We start from the raw sequence: 20,319 nt of genomic DNA on the forward strand, positions 1-20,319 counted from the left end.
TTTATATTGAATCCCTATGTTTTCATAAGGAATACAACCAAGATTAAGCAGTCTTCTCAGTTTCATCTGATCTTCCAGATGATTTTGTGGTTATTTCAATTTCTTTGATAGCTTTAAAGATTGTGACTCCTGAGTAAAGCAACAATAATAGACCTGGTGTAATGAGCAATGCAGCGGTTCCTTTTTGCGACTTAGCAAAATCTATTAAATATCCTAAGTAAGGAATAGTAAAACCGGTATACTTTGCAACAATATTATCTGGTAACAAAAGGTTGCCATCGGGATCTTTGTTGTTATCTCCCTTGGTTTCATACATAACCCCTTCACCTTTTTCAACTACATTAATGATTCTGTGGGTTACAACATTTTGTTCATCTATCATAAAAGTGACGATGTCGCCCTCTTTTAACTTGGTATAATCTTCTTGAGGCTTGACCGAAATGACAGACCCTGTTTGGAAGGTGGGCTCCATCGACCCCGAGAGAACTGTTTTCAGCTGGTATCCTAGGAAGCTTGGTTCCCCACCGGATGCCTTGGAAGATATTACAACAAATACCATGAATAGTAGAGTTAAGAATAATAGGCTAGTAATAACGTTACTGATTATCTTTCTTGCCATTTTCACTGGTATCACCCTTTTCCTTGTTTTCTTTTTCCAGAGCAGTAGCTTGCTCTTCTTCTTGAACAACTTCATCAACTGGTTCTTGATTGTCTTTAGGTTCTTCACTTATTTTTAATTCATCAATGTCGGCTTCTTCTAATAACTCCTCTTCTACTAGAGATTCCTCTACTGCTTCTTCTTTAGTTTCTTGACCTTCAGGGTTTTGCTCTTTGTTTTCTTCTTCATTGTTCTCTGTGGTTGGATTCTCAGGAATAGTTTCCTCTGATACCTCCACTTGAGTTTCATCAGAGCCTTCTGTTACCTCTTGCTCTGTTTCTGTTTCCCAACAGGAATCAATATCTTCTTGCTTTATTAGAATTTCTTCACCCCAGATTATCAATTGGCCGCCTTCTACACCTTCACTCTCACTCAGCTGGGTAGGCTGTAGAGCAGCGAATTTATATTTACCTAATGCAGGAGGAGATTCTGGTTCGTATTTTAATAGTACATTACCATCCTCACTAGCAAGAGGTTCAATGTCTTCTAAGTTAACAGTAGTGCCTCGGTTATCATCATGTGGACCTTCTTGCTCACTCGGAACATAATATAGCTCAAATGTATGTCCACTTAATGACTCGTCTTCTCCGTTAGTAATTAGTGAGTAGAAACCTTTTATATCCCTTTCACAAAAACCAGACTGTGAACTATCAAATGAAAGTAAACTTTCTTCCAATACTTCTTCTTCTTCAGGTATTGCCCACTGGCCCGCCTGCAGAGCAAAGGAAGTTCTTTCGACATCATTTAGAGCTGCATTCGTGGATGAAAATTGAATGAGTGCAATGAGTAAGGCATACCATATCACCACCAATTTAGTAGCTGCTATAACCCCTTTATTTCTTTTTTTAAACTTTTTGGTTCTAAGATATCTAATATGAACCCCTCCCTCATTCGTTTTCTCTAGCGAACTCTTGATTCTATGTAGGGTGCCAAGAACGAAGTTGGTGAAATGATTTTTCATATTACTCAACTTCCTTTTATTTAATTATTCCGTTCGCTCTTTTGTTCTCATTAGCGAACCGTTAATGTAAGTATATGACAGAAGCTACAGGTTGAAAAACCCGAAAAATGGCCAAATACTCGCAAATACAAACTTAAAACATGAATTTTCTGGTAATACCTCTCGTTTTCTTACTATTTTGTATTTTATAATGAACTTTATTTACTTTATAAAGAACAATAAACTTTAGCTACCCATCTGTAAATTTCTTTTTAAATACAGCCTTAAAGCAATGACAAATTCTCACAACTAAGAGAAAATAGAATTAACATACCAACTTAGGAGGTATCCTCTTGTTTAACAAATTAATCAAGTATGTAAGCATCTTCACGCTGACCGCCGGTGTCGGATTGATCGGCTATGCCGGATATCATATTTTCAAGCAAAAAGTGGAGCAGGATGGTGCTCTCCAGGAAGCTAAAGCTCAAATAGTCACGAAAGAACCTCATACAAAAGAGGAACTCTCCTCCTACTCATTTGAAAAAGGAGACGTAGTCGGCATCCTTGATATCCCCGCTCTCGATAGAGAATTACCTATTATAGAAGGAACTGACGAAGAAGAACTGGAAAAAGGCGTCGGCCACTACTCTTCCACCAAGCTTCCGAATCAGCAGGACCGCATCTTCCTCGCTGGCCATCGTGATACGGTATTTAAAAAAATGGGCGAACTCAAAGAAGGCGACCAGTTAAACGTTGAAATGAGCAACGGAACCTACACCTATGAAATATACGAAATGTTCATCGTAAAAGAAGACGACATGTCCGTAGTCCAATCAACAAACCCTGATGAGATTCTGACATTATCTACATGCTACCCCTTTGAATATCTATCAAGCACAGAAGAAAGATATATCATAAATGCAAAACGAGTGGACTAATAGCCAGCACCTAGCTGGCTCTTTTCTGTGCTGGACAAAACTAAATATGGAACGCTTCCCTTAAAATTAATAATAATTTTGAATGGAATACAAACCACGTTGATTGTAGCGGAAGGGGTACGAGCTCCTGCGGGACTAGCGGGACAGATGAGACTCCAAATCCAGTTGCAGCGCCCAGCGATTAGCAGATTTCGGTCTCTCTTCTTGCTAATCTAGCTGCAAGGCCCCAACGGCTAGCGTACTTCCCTGCCTCCTCCTTGCGATAAGTCAACATCAACTCACTACGATAGTTGTGTTTCCTTTATCTCATGCGGAGTCAGTCCAGTCCGTACGTCGCTGAACGGCCGCATACACTTTTGCTTCACCGCACGCCCCGCGGAGTCGTACCCCAGGAGCGGAAATCATTACACTAGTTTTAATATCACCCATTATGTTTTGAATCTTCAATATGTTATAATTTGTACAAACTATGAGATGGAGGATCGTTCATGAAAACCTTTAAAGTAATCACTCTTCAAGTTGTTGAAAACGATGATCTTAAAGACATTGAAATTGTGGACGGTTTAATTATTAATAAAGAAGATCAAAAAGGTACCTGGCTGATTGAGGGCTGCATGAGGAAGGAGTTTTATGATTTTTTCCGTGATGCCCAGCAGAGTGCCGAGGATATTGAGGTTCAGGTGGTCATTTCCCATCCTGAGAATGATCCTGCTGCTTTTATGACGAGGATCAGCTGCATTAAAACGATGGATCTTCATTTGAGTGTTCTTTTTGAAGGAAAATTGAAGAAGATGCGCAATGAGTATGCCGAGCTGCTGCTTGATGATTTGGTGGAAAAAGGCTTTGAAGGTTCCGGGCTTGTACAGGAATTCAAGGACAAGATGCGTTCCAAACCTAGGTTGGCAGCCACCTCTAAGACAACAAATTAAATTTTTAGACAAAATATGACATGTAATTATAAAGTTTGAGTTTGCTTTGTGGTATAATAACACCATGATAAGGATGATTATGCGTACAGGATGTGAACGGTAATGATCGGGGAAAGAGTCAAGAAGCTTAGACAAGAAAGAAAAATGTCAATGACCGAGCTTGCGGATAGAGCTGGAGTCGCAAAGTCTTACTTGAGTTCGATTGAGAGAAATTTGCAGAAGAATCCGTCGGTTCAGTTTTTGGAGAAAGTTTCAAAGGCATTAGATGTACCGGTTGATTCTCTACTATATGATACGGTGGAAGATAAGCATATTGATTCAGACTGGGTCAGTATCGTTGAGCAGGCGATGGATTCCGGTATCAGCAAAGAGCAGTTCCGGGAGTTTATCGAGTTCAACAAATGGAAATTGAATCAAAAGTAAAAAAGAGGCTGGGACATAACTAGCCAAAAATCATGAAAAAAGGGCTTCAATCATCATTTCGGATGATTGAAGCCCTTTTCTTTCATTACTCTGGTGGATTAGGTTGCGTTCCTGGCAGTCAACTTTCTCAAGTTAACCGCCATCAGCGCGAAGCCCATTTCATTTTGCACGCGCTCCTGGCCTCTGACCGATAATCTTGTGAAACCTAAATTAGCCTTCAGAAATCCAAAAACTGGTTCTACGTCGATTTTACGTCGGCCGTAGATTTCACCCGTTTTCTCGTCTGAAAGCAGTGTTCTTATCTTCTCTTTTTGTTGTTCCCATTTTTCATTTAATAATAGTTTTCGATGATTTCCTTCCTTGGCTTTCGTGCACTCAGAACGGAAAGGACATCCCGTACAGCTTTCGCACTCATACACCTTAAACTCCCGAGAAAAGCCGTTTCGGTCTGTCTTGTTTGACAGGTGGCGGAATGTGAGTTGTTGATTATTCGGACAAGTAAATGAATCGGTTTCTTCATCGTACTTCCAATTGGCTGTATTGAATTCACTCTTTTGAGCCCTTTTCGTTTTCTCTTTGCGGTACATGTTGTAGGTAATCAGTGGCGTAGCGGTTCGATTTTCAAAGACATCCTCATAATTTTCCTCACTCCCATAACCAGCGTCAGCCACTATGTATTTTGGGAGTGTAAAGAAGTGATTTTCGATCGTATTCAGAAATGGAATGAACGTCCGTGTATCGGTGGGATTAGGGAAAACATCATAGGCAAGAGCGTACTGCCCTTCGCTCGCAATTTGAACATTGTAGCCAGCTTTTAGTTGTCCATTCTTCATGTAATCGTCCTTCATCCGCATAAAGGTGGCGTCGCGATCTGTCTTAGAATAACTGTTGCGCGTCCCGAAAGTGGCCATGGCCTGTTCATACTTTTGTTTGCGTGCGACAAAATCCTTAAACTGTTTGAGGAGCTGCTTGGGCATTTTACGTGCTGAGCGAAGCTGTTTTCGTTCGCTTACGTCCTTACTGGATTCGATGGTTGTAGTGAGTTCATTAACGGTGTCTTCGAGTTTCCCCACGACTTTAGCCAACTCTTTTGTAGAAAGCACCTCCGGACTTTCTCGTTCTATTTCGGGTATGATTTCCTTTTCCACTAGTTCATCATAGAGTTGATTCGATCTTTCAATGAGACCAGCACTGTAGTTCTCAACCGTTTTCCGCCAAACGAACGTGAACTTATTGGCATTAGCTTCAAGTTTGGTTCCGTCAATGAAGATCGCTTCATCATCAATATGCTTTTCCTTAACGAGATGGCAGCGAAATTGAACAAAGCACTCACGAAGAAGCGCTTTTACTTCTGGGCAGACACGAAACCGGTTAATCGTGCGGTAGCTCGGTTCATGCCCTTGGGCAAGCCACATCATCCGGACACTGTCGCCGAGGAGAGCTTCAATTTTCCTTCCTGAGAAAACGGATTGGGTATAAGCACATAAAATAATCTTCATCATCATACGTGGATGGTAAGCAGGACAGCCTGTGCTTCGTATGAACGAATCGAAGGCTTCGTGTGGTATTTGCTCAACGAGGTCGTGCACGGAGAAGGCAATATCATTTTTTTGAAGTTTGATTTCTAAATCCAGGGGCAAAACCACTTGATTCATGATATAATTTTTAAACATAAGGACCCTTCTTTCAGATGGAATTTTGTGTGGTAACTTTATTTTATCAGAAGAGGTCCTTATTTTAATTCAAAAATAATCAAAGCCGGAGAAATTTTACTCGTCGTAAAATTTCTCCGGCTTTTTCATCTTAGAGGAGGGTTTTGTCCCAGCCTCTTTTATTATTTAATTATTTAACCAGTACTTTTCTCTCTTCTCTATTCGTATGTAGGTATTCTAGGATTTCATCTTTGGTGACTCCTACTGACATTGCTTCTTTAATTAACGTTATCCACTCTAGATCCAATTCTTTTTCAACCACTTCAAAATCTCCTCCTAAAATACGCTTAGTATTTCAGGCAATCCAGCCATCCTAGCAAGACCTGCTACCCTGCCTTAGATCTGTGACTTTGCGTCCCCATCTTTCAATGGGTTTGCCTTTGTCTGACTATCCGTTGGCTAACCAGTTATATATCTATAACCATTATACTAATTAGGAAAACCTACTTTGTGTAAAATTTTGCTGTGATTAACAACTTTTTTCCTAGTTTATTTTACAAATTTTGTAACGATGTATGAATTTTCAGTTACTTAACCGTATATCGTGGGTCATTTTGTCGAATTAAGGGGTCTTGATAGGAGAAGCTCTTCGTGTAACTGCTCAATTTCTTTTCTAAAGGAACAACAGTCTTGCTGATTTGCCGGAAGCTTGATGCAGTGAAGAATGGAGAGTCTGTGAGGTCATTTCCGCAGGATGGGCATGTCCAGTGTCCGGTTTCCGTAGAGCTGAATGAGGATCTGCTGCAGCGCTGGCAATTTTTCTTATACATGGTACACCTCACTTTGTTCGTTATTAAGACCTTATAGTCCTAGTATATAAGACTCACCCTTAAAAACTAAGTCCCAAATTTCTTCAATTATTCTCTATAAAGAACGTTTTTCTCTGTTTATCTTGCTATATGTCTCTATAACTTAAAAATGCTTATTTTATAAAAAACATTTTGTTCTTTATAATGAATATTAAAACTGTTGAAGTAGGTGTTCAGCAATGGTTGGAGAAAGGATAAAACTACTCCGAGAACGAAGAGGGATCACCATCAATGAGTTAGCCCTCATGGCCAATATATCCAAGTCTTATATAAGCTCCATTGAAAGAGGGTTACAGAAAAATCCGTCCATCAATATTTTGGAGAAAATCGCTTTGGCGCTGGATGTATCTCTAGATATGATTATATTAGAGGAATCTGAAGATATGTCTGTAACTGAGGATTGGATGCATTTAATAAAGGAGGCCATTGAGCAGGGGCTGACCAAAGAAGAATTCATTCATTTTACAACCTTGATGGAAATCAAACGGAGGAATCTTCCAGCTAAATATGAAAAAAGAACTTGAAACAATTCGTTTCAAGTTCTTTTTTCATTCTGCTTTGTTTTTCAGGAAGTTTAACACATATCTTGCTTCCGCTTTGCAGGAATACTCGTAGTCTGTTTTTAGCTCTTTCTGAAGTGCATCTATTTCTTCTATTTGGCTGCTTGTTGGAGGCTCAGCAAACGTCTTTTCTATAATTTCATTAATTTTCTTTGCGAGATCTTCATGAAGTTCCGGGTCATTTTTTTGTTCAACTGAAAGCTGTTTATACCAGGAAGCACTGTTTGTAATGTAGTCTCTCCAAATCTCAACAAATTGCGGCAAATTGAATTTATCTTCTTTCCACTCGATCTTCTCCATATACTTTTCGAAAGAAGTAGTAATTGAACGGGAAATGCTGATTTTGATTCCTTGTGGTAAATTTTTAATCATGCAGGAAAAGTACCTCCTATAAAATGCTCTCTTTCCTACTATACCATAACCTCGGCAATTTGTCGGAGATACTGCCATGCAAATTTTTGGTATTATCTGTTAATTGCAAACGGTTCATTCGACATATTCCGGGTGGTGACTGTCACCAAAAAAAAGCCGGCAATTCACCGGCTCCCTGGGTATTACTCGTTATTATTTTCTTCGTCTGTCATTTCATCTTCCATTTCATCAACTGGGCCTTCACCATTTTCGTCACCCATGCCGCCGTTTTCGTTATCGTCAATGTCTCCATTGTCGTCTTCAGAGATGTTTCCATTCTCCTCATCCATATCCATGTCCATATCGCCGTTTTCTCCGCCTTCGTTCATTCCATCGTTATCTCCTGGAACCTCTTCCTCAACCGGAGCTTCGTTATCTTCCGGTGGCGGCTCCTGGTCTGCGTTACAACCTGCAAGAAGCATTGCGGATAGTGCTGATCCACCTAGGATAGCTAAAAGTTTCTTATTCATTGTGTATGACTCCTTTCCTTAAACAGAATTTTTGAGACCTATCTTTTTGGTCTTTTGATAGCATTCCCCATCTTTTTGGAAACTTGCATGGTGAATGAAAATTAATTAGGAGTGATATGACCGGGGAAGCTTTAATGCTTTAAAGAATCAAAAGGGACTGTCCCTTTTAGCGTGGTAAAGCGTTTAAAACCCCGAGCTGCAGTGGCAGCTCGGGGTTTTTTGATATCGGTTATTCTTGTTTATCACCCAGGGCAAACATCATTTCGGTTTCGCAGACGACTTCTCCGTCTACAGTAGCAACTGCTTTTCCTTTTCCGATTGGGCCGCGGAAACGTACCATTTCAACTTCAAGGCGAAGCTGGTCACCTGGTTTCACCTGGCGTTTGAAGCGGCAGTTGTCGATTCCCGTAAAGAAGGCGAGTCGTCCACGGTTCTCTTCTTTTTTCAGCATGGCGACTGCTCCTACTTGAGCAAGAGCTTCCACGATCAATACTCCCGGCATCACCGGATAGCCCGGGAAGTGGCCGTTAAAGTACTCTTCGTTCGCTGTTACATTTTTGATTCCAACTGCTTTTTTCCCCTCTTCTACTTTTAAAATTCTATCCACTAGCAAAAATGGATAGCGGTGGGGAATTATTTCTTTGATTTGATCAATATTAAGCATGAGTATGCCTCCCTATCTTAAAGTACGTTCTTCTTCTATTTATTCTACCTGAATTCCTCTATTATCAAAAGTTGTTTTGGTGGTGGGTTATTTGGCGGGTGAGGACATTAGTAGGCCTTGTTAGCTCGACTAGTGTATCTAGGCTCGGCTTGTAAGGACATGAGACGGGGTTTTTTGCTGGGCGTTGTGTTATCGGTTCAGGAGTGACTCCTTTTTCTTTAACTAATGTATCCACCCTGGTCTTGTGGGTACACATGTTATTCTTTCTCACTCCACTCATGTATCCAAGTGAAGCATGTGGGTACATGAGTGACCCCTTTTTCTTCAACATATGTACCTACTCTGCTCTTGTGGATACATATGTCACTCTTTTTCACTTCACTCATGTATCCAAGTGGAGCGTGTGGGTACACGAGTACACGCTTTTTCTTCAACTCATCTATCCTCTCTGTTCTTGTGGATACATATGTCACTCTTGTTCGCCCAACTCATGTATCCAAGTGGAGCGTGTGGGTACATAAGTGACCCCTTTTTCTTCAACTCATGTATCCAAGCGGAGCGTGTGGATACATATGTCTCTCTTTTTCGCTCCACTCATGTAACCAGGTGATGCGTGCGGAGACAAAAGTGACCGCTTCTTCTTCTATTCATGTACTCACTCTGCTACTTTGGATACATATGTCTCTCTTTTTCACTCCACTCATGTATCCAAGCGGAGCGTGTGGGGACATGAGTGACCACTTTTTCTTCAACATATGTATCCACTCTGCTCTTGTGGGTACATATGTTACGCTTTTTCTTCAACATATGTACCTACTCTGCTCTTGTGGATACATATGTCATCCTTTTTCGGTCCACTCATGTATCCAAGCAGAGCGTATGAGTACATGAGTGCTCTCTTTTGCTTCAACATATGTATCCACTCTGCTCTTGTAGATACATATGTCTCTCTTTTTCGCTCCACTCATGTAACCAAGCGAAGCGTGTGAGTACATGAGTGACCGCTTTTTCTTCAACATATGTATCCACTCTGCTCTTGTGCGTACATATGTCACTCTTTTTCACTCAACTCATGTATCCAAGCGAAGCGTGTGGCTACATGAGTGCCTGCTTTTTCTTCAACATATGTACCTACTCTGCTCTTGTAGATACATATGTCACTCTTTTTTCCCAACTCATGTATCCAGACGGAATGCAAGAGGGCAAGTGCCAGACATTTTATTTCCACTATCCACAAACAAACAGCAAGATGAGCAATCACAAAACAAAAAACCGGCCCTCCCTTAAATGGGAAGCCCGGTCAAATGATCATTTTTCTTTCATGACAATATCAATGATATGCTGCCAAGTCGATTTCTCGAGTACATCCATCGGCTTGCCGTCTCCGATGATAGCATAGCCAACCATGGCTCCTCCAATGAGACTTCCGGCAAGGAGAATGATGAAGAGAAGGACTCGCAGCCAGATTGGAAGAAGGCGTATCCGGATCCATTTGCCCGGTTTTTCTTCGCCGCTGTTTTTCTTTTTATTCTTTTTTTCGGCTTTGATTTCTTCTCTTGTTTGTCCTTCTTGCAGAATGTCTTTTTCAGTCATTGTCGATTACTCCTTTTAACGGATTCCGTTCACAAGTCCCATCATTTGGTCTGCCATGGAGATGGAACGGCTTTGGAATTGATACGCCCGCTGCACGTTCATCATATCGGTCATTTCTTTTCCTATATCCACATTCGAGCCTTCCAAACTGCTTTGAGCAAGCCCGATGTTATTTCGCAGCGCACCATTCATATTGGTAAGGATTTCGTCCTGGTTAACTCCCAGGTCTTCAAGGTTCTGCGGAAGCCCCAAAAGATTTTGTCCGATCTGCTCCATGAATTGAGGTTTTTCCAGAGATACTACCCCAAGATTAAAGGGCACACCGCCAATAGTCAACTGGCCGCTGTCGCGCAGAACGATGTCTTCTCCCTTAGCATTCTCATTAAATGTAATGAAGTTGTCATTCTCGTCGAGTACGGCATGTCCCTGGCCATTGACCAGCATCACTTCTCCATTGCCGATTGGATTGGCATAGAAAGCGCCATCCCTAGTGTAACGGACATCTGCACCGTCTTCTCCCTGGACCAGCACTTTAAAGAATTGATTCCCTGCTGTCAAAGCAAAGTCGAGGTTTCTGCCTGTTGATTTTAAAGCACCTTGTGTCAGGTTGATTTCAGACTGGCCCAATTTGGCTCCTGCACCTTGGCGGATTCCCGCAGGTGTCAGGCGGCCATTGAGGTCCCGTTCGTCCCTTTGATTGTTCACTGACTGCACCAGCAGCTCAGAGAACATGGCTTCTCTCCGTTTATATCCATTTGTCTCACTGTTCGCGAGGTTGTGGCCGATTACATCCATTTGTTTTTGAAGCTGATTCAGTGTATTGGTAGCGCCTATCATTGTGCGATTCATCGGTCAGTCCCCTCTCTTTTTAAATCATTAACCATTGACCCGGCCTATTTCGTTTACCGCTTTTTCCATACTTCTATCATAAGCCTGCAGAACTTTTTGATTCGCTTCAAAGGACCTGTAAGCTGTCATCATATCCGTCATGGTTCTCGAGGTATCCACGTTGGACCGCTCAATAAAACCCTGCTGCAAATTAAAAGTGGCCTCACTGTCATAAGCATCCGGCAGGGGTTCGTTGTTTTCTGTTGTGAAAAGGCCGTCCCCTTCTTTGGTGAGCCTGTTTGAATTCACTGAAAAGCCGATTCCGAGACGGGCTGTTTCCTCTTCATCAACCAGGACACGCCCATCTTCAGTGACCTTAAAATTGTCTGCCGGCAGCTGAATCCGCTGTCCTTCCTGATCAAGCACGTATAAACCGCTTGCTGATGTAAGATAGCCCTGCCCATCAAGCGTGAAGTTGCCATTTCGGGTATACCGGGTGTTTCCGTCGCCGCCTTGAAGAGTGAAAAACACTCCGCCTCTTTGGCCAGTCTCAGGATCGACCGGGATATTTCCATCCATTAAAGCGATATCTGTTTTTCTTTCCGTTTCCTGCAGGTCTCCCTGTAGAAATGCGGGCATGGTTTCCTGCATGTATACACCTGTGTTCAAAGCGCCCACACGGCGGGACATGGAACCGTTTTGCGGGTTCTGGCCCTGCAGGGAGAGCATCATTTCAGGAAAAGATTTCATGGACGAGCGATCCTCTTTATATCCAGGAGTATTTGCATTGGACAGGTTATTGGACAGCATTTCCGTTTTCCGCTGCTGTGACAGCATTCCGGAAGCAACAGTATAAAATCCGCGCAGCATGTTAGGCACCTCTTTTTACATTCAGTTTATCTTACGTTCATTATATCGGAACATTTTTTAGAATGTTATGCGTTTCTTTTAATTGGCTGTTATTGGCATTCAGCCGATTTTTCTTCTGCTGATCTTATCGATGTTTTCAAGCATGATTCCCGTACCGATGGCCACACAGTCCATTGGGTTTTCCGCAACAAGTACCGGCACTTTCAGCTCTTCTGCCAGCAGCTGGTCGATTCCGTGTAAAAGTGCTCCGCCGCCTGTCAGGATGACGCCTCTGTCGATGATATCGGCAGAAAGCTCAGGAGGTGTTCTTTCAAGGACATTTTTCGCAGCCTGGACGATGACGGCTACAGATTCACGCAGTGCACCTTCGATTTCAGCAGACTTGACCGTGATGGTCCTAGGAAGCCCCGAAACCATGTCTCGGCCGCGGATTTCCATCGATTCATCACGAGAACCAGGGAAAACGGTACCGATATTGATTTTGATGTCTTCGGCTGTGCGTTCACCGATCAGAAGCTTGTATTCTTTTTTAATATAGCTGAGGATTTCAGCGTCAAATTTATCTCCTGCCATTTTGATGGAGGAAGCCGTAACAATGTCTCCCATGGAAAGAACAGCGACATCTGTTGTTCCGCCCCCGATATCGACGACCATGTTTCCGTAAGGCTGGAAGATGTCCATCCCGGCACCGATAGCCGCAACTTTTGGCTCTTCTTCAAGATAAACTTTCTTACCTCCGCTTTTCTCTGCCGCTTCTCTGATGGCCTTCTGCTCTACGCTTGTGATATTCGTCGGACAGCAGATCAAGATGCGTGGCTTGGAAAGGAAGCCCTTCACGTTCAACTTGTTGATAAAATGCTTCAGCATGGACTCGGTTACATCGAAATCTGCGATGACTCCGTCTTTAAGCGGGCGCATAGCCGCGATGTTCCCCGGTGTACGTCCAACCATGCGTCTTGCTTCTTCTCCGACAGCCAGGACTTTGTTGTTATTTCGGTCGATTGCCACGACTGAAGGCTCGTTCAAGACAATCCCCTTTCCTTTTACATGAATCAATACATTCGCCGTTCCTAGGTCAATTCCTATATCTTTCGCAAACATCTGTTTTCGTTTCTCCCTTCTTCATTTCAACGCTTTCATTTCGTCATATCATTTATTTTCAAAGGTGTATCGTTGTCAGTTTAATAAGTAAAAATCAGGGTATAGAAAAAACTTCACCTAATTTAATATTTTACCATATACGTGTCGAAAATAGGTACTAATTGTCTAAAAAATGTCAAGAAAACACATTAATAAAAGCTTATTTTAAAAATATTTCTTCGATGAATAGTTTGTTGATTTCCGCCCCAGGTGTGCGGACTCCCCGGGGAGAATGGAAATCCCAACAACTTCTGCTTCAATCAACCCCGTCATAAGGACATGTAATCCCGCAACCGCCGCGCACTTTAACACATTAAAGCACTAAGAGGGACTGTCCCTTTTGGTGCTTTAAAACAATAAAAAGTACCAGGTATCATATGCCTCTTGATACCTGGTACTTTTTAATTGATTTCGAGTTCATCTTTTTTGTATTTCTTCTTGGTTGCTTCGCCTCCGCGGAGATGGCGGATTGATTTATGGTAATCGAGTATATCTTTTACTTCGTTGGCTAAGTCGGGGTTGATTTCCGGCAATCGCTCTGTCAGGTCTTTATGGACTGTACTTTTCGATACGCCAAACTCCTTCGCGATGACGCGAACGGTTTTCTTTGTCTCCACGATATATTTCCCAATCTTTACTGTTCTCTCTTTGATGTAATCGTGCACACCACTCTACCTCCCTAAATTGGATGGAGAAGTGTGAAATGAGACTCGCTTTTGATTTTTTGACTACTGGATAACCGCACTGGCAGGTTATTTGCGGTAGAAAGCTTTTATTTGTTGCTCTTCGGCTTTCTATATCTTGGCACAACTGAACATGATGGTGGCATTTCCTCTGTATGGATTAACGACTCTTCACCTCAAACACTCTCTTTTTTGTCAGGTTTGTATCATTTTATTAAGCGTGGTCAAGATATATGCACGAAAAAGTGAATAAGGACAAGGGTTCAGTCTTTATTTTCAGAATTTTCATGAAGAAGAGACTTCACTGAGGTCTCCCCAGGTGGATATTCCTCTGTCTTTCATTAAGGTCAGCAGCTCTGAAAATAGATAGGCGGTTGTCATTGCATCATTAACCGCCCTGTGCCGGGGATAGATTCTTGTTCCAAAGTCCTCGGCATACCGTTCAAGGTCCTTCATCATTCGTGAAGGTGCCAGGTAACCGATCAGGTCCAAAGTATCAATGGTTTTAGGCCTTTGGAGGGCAAGGTTATTTCGTTTATATTCACTTTTAAGGACCTGGATATCAAACGAAACATAATGGCCTGCAAGGCAAACAGGATCTGCTTCCTTTACATAGTCGATGAATGTTTGAATGGCCTGCCCGGCAGATGGTGAATCCTTTGTGTCCTCTTCTGAAATTCCAGTAAGCTCCATTATTTCCCAAGAAATTTGTCGATGAGGATTGACCAATGTTTGAAAAATATCTTCCTTTACTACTTTATATCCTTTTACTTTAACGGCTCCAATTTCCAGCAGCCGGTCTGGCCCATTGACATGGAAGCCGGTCGTTTCTGTATCAAATACTACAAAGTTCAAGTTTTCAATTGGAGTTGATAAAGGGATGGTATGACTGAGCAGCGGTATTTCAGCCTTTTTTCGAATTTGAAAGAAAATAATCACCTTCCAATCTCTTTATTTATGGCTCTTGTCGTAACTTATTTAACATTAAATGTGCAGATATCAATGAAAGTAATGGTAAGAAAGAAAAGAGCCAAAACTTTAGTATCTGGAGGAAAAGTCCGGCTCTAAGGATTTTTCTAAGCAACAATAAAACAGCCTTATTATTAAATAGAAAAATGAGACTGCACCATTTTCTGAAATTCCTTCATCTTTTTGACAGCATAGTATAACTTCTCCTTTTGTATGGTCGATAGGGCATGGAGGGACATCTCCTTGGAGTCAGGGTGTGTATATTTATAGTGAATCAGAAGTTTGAATAAATAGCCTGCTGCCTGCAGAAGTTCTTCTTGGAAATCCTTTGAAATCACCTGTTCCTCTCGGAGATATTCGATTTTTTCAGTAACTGAACCGCTTTTCCCTCCATGAACAAGATGAAGTACTTGAAGGCTGTGGTGAAAAGGGAATAGTATTTCTTTTTTCAGGTTGATGTCCTTCCTGCTCATTCCAAGGAAAGAGCGTATCGAACCTTGCAGTTCAGGGACCGGGGATATACTTTGAGAGAGTCTGTATAAAAAAATCCTTCCTTTTTCAAGATGGTTCTCTATCATCCTCTCAAAAGAGTTGTGAAGAGCCGGGGTGCCTTTTAACAGCCGATAGGAAAAGAAGTTATGGGCCATCAGCAGAGTATCTTCATCTGCATGGACAGCCCATTTCCTCAATCTTTCCTCCCACTGCCCCAGGTCACCTCGCCATTGTTCATTGGAGGCCATCATGTTTCCCTCACACTTTTTGAATCCCGCTTTCTCCAGAAGGTCTGCGGCCCGTTGCGCAAAAGCGGAATAATAGTGTCTGTCTTCCTTTTTTTCAAAGAGGAGAAAGTGATCCTGATCAGACAGGAAGTACTGCTCGCGTCGTCCAGCTGAACCCATTAAATAAAAGCAATAGCCCCCGGCAGGTTTCTCTTTCGCCTCTGTCTCTGCTTGTCTCAGAACCCTTTTATAGATCCGGTCGTGGAGGCTGGTCATCAGTTCCAGTGATTGAATGACAGGTGTGCCCGACCTCCATAGAAAAGTGGAAAGCCTCCTCGAAAGTTCACTTATTTTTTCTAAAGGGTATGAGAAATCTTCCACTTCGCTGAAAGAGAGCAGAGCTCCTTCATTACTGTGTCTCATGCAATCCTGCAATGTAATGACTCCGGAAACATTGCCGCGGTGAAGGACCGGCATATACTTGCTGCTTCCGGAAAGGAGCTGGGCCAGCCCTTCATAATAATATGCTTCCGAATTGATTGTCGGCGGTTTTGGATTCATAACAGAGGAGACTTCACTGTGGAGTTTAAGAGGCTCCTCAGCCACAAACCTCACCAGATCCCTTTCCGTTAACAGCCCGGCCAGCCGTTCTCCATCCACCACGACGAGTGCCCCTACTTTTTCCCGGGCCAGCCTCTGTGCCGCTTCTGAAATCGAACTGCTCACATCAATGGTGACTGCTGGACGCTGTATTAGATCTCCCACTCTCTCAAATATCGTGATTGTGCCAGGAAACCGTTCCCCCAGCTTGAGCTGGTGAGACAACGAATGATATACATCCTGCAAGCGCCTGGCAGTGATTTTCAGCAGATAATCCTTCAGTTGGGGCAGATGAGGCTTCAAATTCTGAAATTCTATGAAAAAAAGCCAGCAAGTCTCTGCTGCTTTGACCTCCACAATGGACGGCACTTCTTTTTCCGAAAGCAGCTGATCGATACTTGAAAGGCCGACTACCTCACCTGATTCGATCAATTCAAGGACTTCCTGCCTGCCGCTCTCCCTCTCTACGTATACTTCTGCTTTGCCTTCTATGACCAGATGTATGCCGCGGCGCTTTTCTCCACTTTTTAAAAACGTTTCTCCCTTCTTGGCCTCTAATAAATTCCCCGTTTTAATAAGCGAAAGGGCTGCCCCCCTCTCCATCCCGGCAAGTAGGGGGTGAAGGAGTACAGCCTGCTGCCGCATTTCATTATTTATTAAAGGTTGCATCTTCATTGATCCAGACTTCGCCGTCCTTGAACGTCATCTGCTCAGGGTAGCGGAGATCGATCACTTCTTCCTGGATTTTTTGCGATGGTGCTTTAGTAGATAGAGAGACGATAATGTTCGTCAGGAATCCGGCAAGTGCACCGAATACACCTGCTCCCGTGTCGATGATGCCAAACAAAGTCATTCCTTCTCTTGCTAAGAAGATATAAGTCAGTGTGACTCCAAGACCGACCAGCAGCCCTGAGATGACCCCTGCTGCATTCGAACGCTTCCACCAGACTCCAAGAACAAGCGCCGGAAAGAAGGTTCCTGAAGCGAGCGCAAAGGCCCAGGCAACTATCTGCGTGATGACTCCCGGCGGGTTCAATGCCACCAAGCCGGCGAGGACAGTAGCGATGACAATCGTCCAGCGCGCAACCGCCAGCCTGTTCTTGTCTGTTGATTGAGGCTTGAAAACTCTGTAATAAATATCATGAGCAAACGATGAAGAAATCGCCATCATCAATCCGCCTGCTGTCGATAATGCGGCAGCCATGGCACCAGCAGCTACAAGTCCAATGACAAAGACACCAAGATTCGCAATTTCAGGAGTAGCCATTACAACAATATCGTTGGAAATCACAAGTTCCGACCACTGAAGGATTCCATCTCCGTTACCATCGGCAATCTGGAGTTTACCCGTATCCACCCATGATGTTGTCCAGGCCGGAAGCTCACTAATTCTCTGTCCGGCTACCTTGGTCATCAAAATGAACCGTGAGAACGCCGCATACGCTGGAGCTGAAAGATAAAGAAGGCCGATGAACAATAGAGCCCATGCCCCGGACCAGCGAGCCGCTTTCATCGTGGATACCGTGTAGAATCGGACGATGACATGCGGAAGCCCCGCTGTACCAGCCATCAATGTGAACATAAGGGCCATGAACTGCCACTTGGTTCCATTCGTAAACGGAGCAAAATATTCGGAAATACCGAGTTCCCTGTCAAGCTCCCCCATTTTTCCGATTAGCTCTCCGTAAGAAATCCAAGGAAGCGGATTATTCGTCAGCTGCAAGCTCATGAAGATAACTGGCACCAGGTAGGCGATGATCAGAATGATATATTGAGCAACCTGTGTCCACGTGATCCCCTTCATCCCGCCAAAGGCCGCGTAAAAGGCAATCAAAACAACCCCGATCATGGTTCCAACCTTGGCATCGATCTCAAACAGCCTCCCAATGACAACTCCAGATCCTGATAATTGGCCGATCGAATACGTGAAGGAAATAATGATGGTACAAAGGGCGGCAATGACACGCGCTGTATGGCTGTTGTACCGGTCCCCGATAAACTCCGGAACCGTATAGCGCCCGTATTTACGGAGCTGCGGTGCCAGCAGGAATGTCAGTAAAAGGTATCCTCCTGTCCATCCCATGATGTAAGCGAGACCGTCATATCCAAGAATCATGACCGTTCCAGCCAAACCAATGAAGGAAGCGGCGCTCATCCAATCGGCGCCGATGGCCATTCCGTTAAAGACTGGCGGAACCCCGCGGCCGGCAACATAAAAATCTGAGGTTACCTTAGCTTTGTTATACACCGCAATACCGATATAAAGAGCAAAAGTAGCGATAATAATGGCTGTAGACACAATAAACTGCAGATCCATTTTGGTCCCCCTTATCTTTCTTTAAAATTTCACGTATCGGGTTAAGCGTTTACATTTATTTGTTTTTTCAAAGAGAGCCGGCACCCGTCGTGTGCATGTGCTCCTATAGCCTGTGACCCTTTCTCAAAGTTTGGCCGGCGAATAACCTTGACTGCCTTCCCTTAATCAAAAAATAGAACAGGAACCTGCCTGTACAACTATGAATTCAATGATCCAGAGTTTTCCCATAACTCAGGCTCTCATTTTTGCTTTCGTCAATGCCATACCTTCTATCGATAGAATCGCTGACCCTTGCATTTACGAAGAGCAGGATAATAAAGATGACGATGGCGCCTTGTGCCCCCATAAAGTAATGGAAGGGATAGCCGTTGATCGTCAGGTCCGTCAGGCTGTCAGCAAATAGCACAACCCCGAATGACGAGAGTAACCCAATAATAAAATAAATGGCGGTATACCGGTTTTTTTCTTTGAAATATTGATCTGCTGTGGCCTTTTCAATTTTCTTCATGTTCCATCCTCCTTAGGATAAGCTGAAAATGAATTTAACCGTATCGATGAATGGCATTGGAACGAGAATCACTTGGGCAGCTCCATATCCAAACAGTGAGAGAAACGGAATGGCTAGGAAAACAACCTTTCTTTTTCTTAGAGCCAGCACCAGGCAGACTCCGGTTATAAGAATGAAACCAAAATATAAAAGCAACTCATACCCTCCTTTCTCTCTTAAAAATCCACTTAAGCATTATTAAATTTTCAGAATATTTATTCATAGAGTCATTATTAACAGTTTATGTCCTTTGGTCAAGAAGATTTATTAGACATGAATTGCTGTATAGCTGCTATGGGGAGGATTCGTTATTTTTCTGATATATCTTTTTTCAGACCTAATAATTATTCATAGTGGACAAAACATTTTATTCAGAAAGTATTTATGAAGTCGAATTTCCCCGGAAATTTTTTAGATATAGCTGATTAACCTGCCTTCTGAAGGAAGAATGATCAACACAAAAAAAAGGATTGCCCATATCGGACAACCCTTTGTTATTTTATTCTTCTTCAGAACCGCTATCTTCTGTTCCTTCGTCAGTGCCTTGGTCAGCGTTTTCTTCAGTGTCAGTGTCTTCAGTTCCATTTTCTTCTTCAGCGGAATCTGAACCTTCTTCACTTTGAGTACTTTCTGAACCTTCTTCTTCAGCACCTTCATCACTTTGACTGTCGGCAGCATCCGGAACGTCTGTTTCTGCTTGATCATCTGCTTGTGCATCAACATCTGATTGCTTCTCATCAAAAGATACTTCTTGAAGTGTAGCTAGTGACTTATTAACATATTCTTGTGGATTAACAGCAACTTCATCTTTACGGATTTCAAAGTGTACGTGTACTCCAGCTTTTTCATTAAACAAACTTTGGGAAGCTGCTGCAAGTTTTTGTCCTTGCTCTACAGTATCGCCTACTTCAACCGCGAAGTCCTTGACTGATTGGTAACGAGTAACAATTCCTTTGTCATGCTCTACTTCGATCATGTTTCCTAGCAGAGAATCTTCTTGGACTTTTGTGACTGTGCCGCTCATTGCCGCAAGTACATCAAAGTCTTTTCCGCCAAGTGAAATGTCGATACCTTGGTTTGGATGATACTGATTGTCATACACAATTAAAGCTGCTTCTTGCTCTTGTTCTGAAGCGTTAGCATCGTAGAATCCTTTTTCGATGACCACTTCATTTTCATCAGCTACTGGCATTACGAAATTTTCCATTGTCCGGTTGACTTCGACTGCTGGACGGTCAAACTCGTTACCAGTTTGAACATCCTCTTCATAACCAAGTTCTTGATCTTCTGCAACATCATTTCCAGCTGCTTGATACCAAAGGATTGCTGTAATAATGATTGCTGCACTTGCCAAATACATTGCCGGGTATGCCCAGCGTTTACTAAAGAATTTCTGAGAAGGTCGTTTCTTTTCTTCCTCTCTCATTTCCATCACCTCAGCAATCATTCTGAACACTTTGAAAGTAATATATACATTCTCTTGAAAAAAATTTTTACTTCTTATCATTCGACAAAGCATTTATAAATATGTATGTTTTA

Annotated in this window: 22 protein-coding genes and 1 riboswitch; of the genes, 4 read left to right on the forward strand and 18 right to left on the reverse strand. The window is 42.7% G+C overall.

Annotated features, from left to right (window positions below):
- Positions 1-43 precede the first annotated feature (43 nt).
- Both sipW and FZC79_RS10950 read right to left on the reverse strand, forming a co-directional pair.
- Entirely contained in the window at positions 44-619 is a 576-nt protein-coding gene (sipW, locus tag FZC79_RS10945; protein ID WP_435873942.1) for a signal peptidase I SipW, read from the reverse strand.
- A complete protein-coding gene (locus FZC79_RS10950; RefSeq protein WP_148946842.1) occupies positions 597-1,619 on the reverse strand; it encodes a hypothetical protein in 1,023 nt (340 codons plus the stop codon). The genes sipW and FZC79_RS10950 overlap by 23 nt, the downstream gene beginning before the upstream one ends.
- Before the next feature lie 332 nt (positions 1,620-1,951).
- On the opposite strand from FZC79_RS10950, the gene FZC79_RS10955 reads away from it, so the two are divergent.
- The 3 genes from FZC79_RS10955 (at position 1,952) to FZC79_RS10965 (ending at position 3,888) form a co-directional block, all read left to right on the forward strand.
- Entirely contained in the window at positions 1,952-2,536 is a 585-nt protein-coding gene (locus FZC79_RS10955) for a class D sortase (RefSeq protein ID WP_252183308.1), read from the forward strand.
- Positions 2,537-3,024: 488 nt separating this feature from the next.
- The gene (locus tag FZC79_RS10960) at positions 3,025-3,465 is read left to right on the forward strand and encodes a YwpF family protein (protein ID WP_148946843.1); all 441 of its coding nucleotides are present in this window, start codon (positions 3,025-3,027) and stop codon (positions 3,463-3,465) included.
- Positions 3,466-3,567: 102 nt separating this feature from the next.
- Complete coding sequence (locus tag FZC79_RS10965) at positions 3,568-3,888, forward strand: helix-turn-helix domain-containing protein (protein ID WP_148946844.1); 321 nt, start codon at positions 3,568-3,570, stop codon at positions 3,886-3,888.
- Positions 3,889-3,986: 98 nt separating this feature from the next.
- On the opposite strand, the gene FZC79_RS10970 is transcribed toward FZC79_RS10965, so the two are convergent.
- Both FZC79_RS10970 and FZC79_RS10975 read right to left on the reverse strand, forming a co-directional pair.
- Positions 3,987-5,561 carry an IS1182 family transposase gene (locus FZC79_RS10970; protein ID WP_148946845.1) on the reverse strand — a complete coding sequence of 525 codons (1,575 nt, stop codon included), beginning with the start codon at positions 5,559-5,561 and terminating at the stop codon, positions 3,987-3,989.
- 169 nt (positions 5,562-5,730) lie between these two features.
- On the reverse strand, positions 5,731-5,862 hold the full coding sequence (locus FZC79_RS10975; RefSeq protein ID WP_148939265.1) for an anti-repressor SinI family protein: 132 nt from the start codon (positions 5,860-5,862) through the stop codon (positions 5,731-5,733).
- Between the two features lie 33 nt (positions 5,863-5,895).
- A riboswitch (cyclic di-GMP riboswitch) is annotated at positions 5,896-5,989 on the reverse strand.
- A gap of 599 nt (positions 5,990-6,588) precedes the next feature.
- On the opposite strand from FZC79_RS10975, the gene FZC79_RS10980 reads away from it, so the two are divergent.
- Positions 6,589-6,933, forward strand: a complete 345-nt coding sequence (locus FZC79_RS10980; RefSeq protein ID WP_148946846.1) for a helix-turn-helix domain-containing protein — start codon at positions 6,589-6,591, stop codon at positions 6,931-6,933.
- A gap of 24 nt (positions 6,934-6,957) precedes the next feature.
- On the opposite strand, the gene FZC79_RS10985 is transcribed toward FZC79_RS10980, so the two are convergent.
- From FZC79_RS10985 to FZC79_RS11050, 14 genes are all read right to left on the reverse strand, one after another.
- Positions 6,958-7,341: a hypothetical protein gene (locus tag FZC79_RS10985; protein WP_148946847.1), complete on the reverse strand. Its 384-nt coding sequence runs from the start codon at positions 7,339-7,341 to the stop codon at positions 6,958-6,960.
- Between the two features lie 182 nt (positions 7,342-7,523).
- Entirely contained in the window at positions 7,524-7,850 is a 327-nt protein-coding gene (locus FZC79_RS10990) for a hypothetical protein (RefSeq protein WP_148946848.1), read from the reverse strand.
- 229 nt (positions 7,851-8,079) lie between these two features.
- Complete coding sequence (gene fabZ / locus FZC79_RS10995) at positions 8,080-8,514, reverse strand: 3-hydroxyacyl-ACP dehydratase FabZ (protein WP_148946849.1); 435 nt, start codon at positions 8,512-8,514, stop codon at positions 8,080-8,082.
- Positions 8,515-9,822: 1,308 nt separating this feature from the next.
- Positions 9,823-10,107: a DNA-directed RNA polymerase subunit beta gene (locus tag FZC79_RS11000; RefSeq protein WP_148946850.1), complete on the reverse strand. Its 285-nt coding sequence runs from the start codon at positions 10,105-10,107 to the stop codon at positions 9,823-9,825.
- Between the two features lie 15 nt (positions 10,108-10,122).
- Positions 10,123-10,956, reverse strand: coding sequence for a flagellar hook-basal body protein (locus FZC79_RS11005; RefSeq protein WP_148946851.1), 834 nt, complete (start codon positions 10,954-10,956; stop codon positions 10,123-10,125).
- Positions 10,957-10,983: 27 nt separating this feature from the next.
- Positions 10,984-11,805, reverse strand: coding sequence for a flagellar hook-basal body protein (locus FZC79_RS11010; protein ID WP_148946852.1), 822 nt, complete (start codon positions 11,803-11,805; stop codon positions 10,984-10,986).
- A 99-nt stretch (positions 11,806-11,904) separates the two neighbouring features.
- Complete coding sequence (locus FZC79_RS11015) at positions 11,905-12,906, reverse strand: rod shape-determining protein (RefSeq protein ID WP_148939273.1); 1,002 nt, start codon at positions 12,904-12,906, stop codon at positions 11,905-11,907.
- Between the two features lie 440 nt (positions 12,907-13,346).
- Complete coding sequence (spoIIID, locus tag FZC79_RS11020; protein ID WP_113928296.1) at positions 13,347-13,610, reverse strand: sporulation transcriptional regulator SpoIIID; 264 nt, start codon at positions 13,608-13,610, stop codon at positions 13,347-13,349.
- Positions 13,611-13,913: 303 nt separating this feature from the next.
- Positions 13,914-14,564 carry a 3'-5' exonuclease gene (locus FZC79_RS11025; RefSeq protein WP_148946957.1) on the reverse strand — a complete coding sequence of 217 codons (651 nt, stop codon included), beginning with the start codon at positions 14,562-14,564 and terminating at the stop codon, positions 13,914-13,916.
- A gap of 167 nt (positions 14,565-14,731) precedes the next feature.
- Positions 14,732-16,591 carry a DUF294 nucleotidyltransferase-like domain-containing protein gene (locus tag FZC79_RS11030; RefSeq protein WP_148946853.1) on the reverse strand — a complete coding sequence of 620 codons (1,860 nt, stop codon included), beginning with the start codon at positions 16,589-16,591 and terminating at the stop codon, positions 14,732-14,734.
- The gene (locus FZC79_RS11035) at positions 16,566-18,233 is read right to left on the reverse strand and encodes a sodium:solute symporter family protein (protein WP_148946854.1); all 1,668 of its coding nucleotides are present in this window, start codon (positions 18,231-18,233) and stop codon (positions 16,566-16,568) included. The genes FZC79_RS11030 and FZC79_RS11035 overlap by 26 nt, the downstream gene beginning before the upstream one ends.
- Before the next feature lie 205 nt (positions 18,234-18,438).
- Entirely contained in the window at positions 18,439-18,741 is a 303-nt protein-coding gene (locus FZC79_RS11040) for a DUF4212 domain-containing protein (protein WP_148946855.1), read from the reverse strand.
- Between the two features lie 12 nt (positions 18,742-18,753).
- On the reverse strand, positions 18,754-18,936 hold the full coding sequence (locus tag FZC79_RS11045; RefSeq protein WP_148946856.1) for a hypothetical protein: 183 nt from the start codon (positions 18,934-18,936) through the stop codon (positions 18,754-18,756).
- A gap of 343 nt (positions 18,937-19,279) precedes the next feature.
- Complete coding sequence (locus FZC79_RS11050; RefSeq protein ID WP_252183309.1) at positions 19,280-20,227, reverse strand: M23 family metallopeptidase; 948 nt, start codon at positions 20,225-20,227, stop codon at positions 19,280-19,282.
- Between the last annotated feature and the right edge of the window lie 92 nt (positions 20,228-20,319).

The sequence above is a fragment of the Rossellomorea vietnamensis genome, from assembly GCF_008180615.1.
GTDB classification, from domain to species: domain Bacteria; phylum Bacillota; class Bacilli; order Bacillales; family Bacillaceae_B; genus Rossellomorea; species Rossellomorea vietnamensis_D.

What these genes read in the sequence shown, in the direction of transcription:
- FZC79_RS10965 (WP_148946844.1), top strand. Translation starts at nt 3,568, where the DNA reads ATGATCGGGGAAAGAGTCAAGAAGCTTAGACAAGAAAGAAAAATGTCA.
- FZC79_RS10950 (WP_148946842.1), bottom strand. Translation starts at nt 1,619, where the DNA reads ATGAAAAATCATTTCACCAACTTCGTTCTTGGCACCCTACATAGAATC.
- FZC79_RS11005 (WP_148946851.1), bottom strand. Translation starts at nt 10,956, where the DNA reads ATGAATCGCACAATGATAGGCGCTACCAATACACTGAATCAGCTTCAA.
- FZC79_RS11030 (WP_148946853.1), bottom strand. Translation starts at nt 16,591, where the DNA reads ATGAAGATGCAACCTTTAATAAATAATGAAATGCGGCAGCAGGCTGTA.
- FZC79_RS11035 (WP_148946854.1), bottom strand. Translation starts at nt 18,233, where the DNA reads ATGGATCTGCAGTTTATTGTGTCTACAGCCATTATTATCGCTACTTTT.
- FZC79_RS11050 (WP_252183309.1), bottom strand. Translation starts at nt 20,227, where the DNA reads ATGATTGCTGAGGTGATGGAAATGAGAGAGGAAGAAAAGAAACGACCT.
- FZC79_RS10970 (WP_148946845.1), bottom strand. Translation starts at nt 5,561, where the DNA reads ATGTTTAAAAATTATATCATGAATCAAGTGGTTTTGCCCCTGGATTTA.
- FZC79_RS10960 (WP_148946843.1), top strand. Translation starts at nt 3,025, where the DNA reads ATGAAAACCTTTAAAGTAATCACTCTTCAAGTTGTTGAAAACGATGAT.
- FZC79_RS10980 (WP_148946846.1), top strand. Translation starts at nt 6,589, where the DNA reads ATGGTTGGAGAAAGGATAAAACTACTCCGAGAACGAAGAGGGATCACC.
- FZC79_RS11000 (WP_148946850.1), bottom strand. Translation starts at nt 10,107, where the DNA reads ATGACTGAAAAAGACATTCTGCAAGAAGGACAAACAAGAGAAGAAATC.
- fabZ (WP_148946849.1), bottom strand. Translation starts at nt 8,514, where the DNA reads ATGCTTAATATTGATCAAATCAAAGAAATAATTCCCCACCGCTATCCA.
- FZC79_RS11040 (WP_148946855.1), bottom strand. Translation starts at nt 18,741, where the DNA reads ATGAAGAAAATTGAAAAGGCCACAGCAGATCAATATTTCAAAGAAAAA.
- FZC79_RS11015 (WP_148939273.1), bottom strand. Translation starts at nt 12,906, where the DNA reads ATGTTTGCGAAAGATATAGGAATTGACCTAGGAACGGCGAATGTATTG.
- sipW (WP_435873942.1), bottom strand. Translation starts at nt 619, where the DNA reads ATGGCAAGAAAGATAATCAGTAACGTTATTACTAGCCTATTATTCTTA.
- FZC79_RS10990 (WP_148946848.1), bottom strand. Translation starts at nt 7,850, where the DNA reads ATGAATAAGAAACTTTTAGCTATCCTAGGTGGATCAGCACTATCCGCA.
- FZC79_RS11010 (WP_148946852.1), bottom strand. Translation starts at nt 11,805, where the DNA reads ATGCTGCGCGGATTTTATACTGTTGCTTCCGGAATGCTGTCACAGCAG.
- FZC79_RS10985 (WP_148946847.1), bottom strand. Translation starts at nt 7,341, where the DNA reads ATGATTAAAAATTTACCACAAGGAATCAAAATCAGCATTTCCCGTTCA.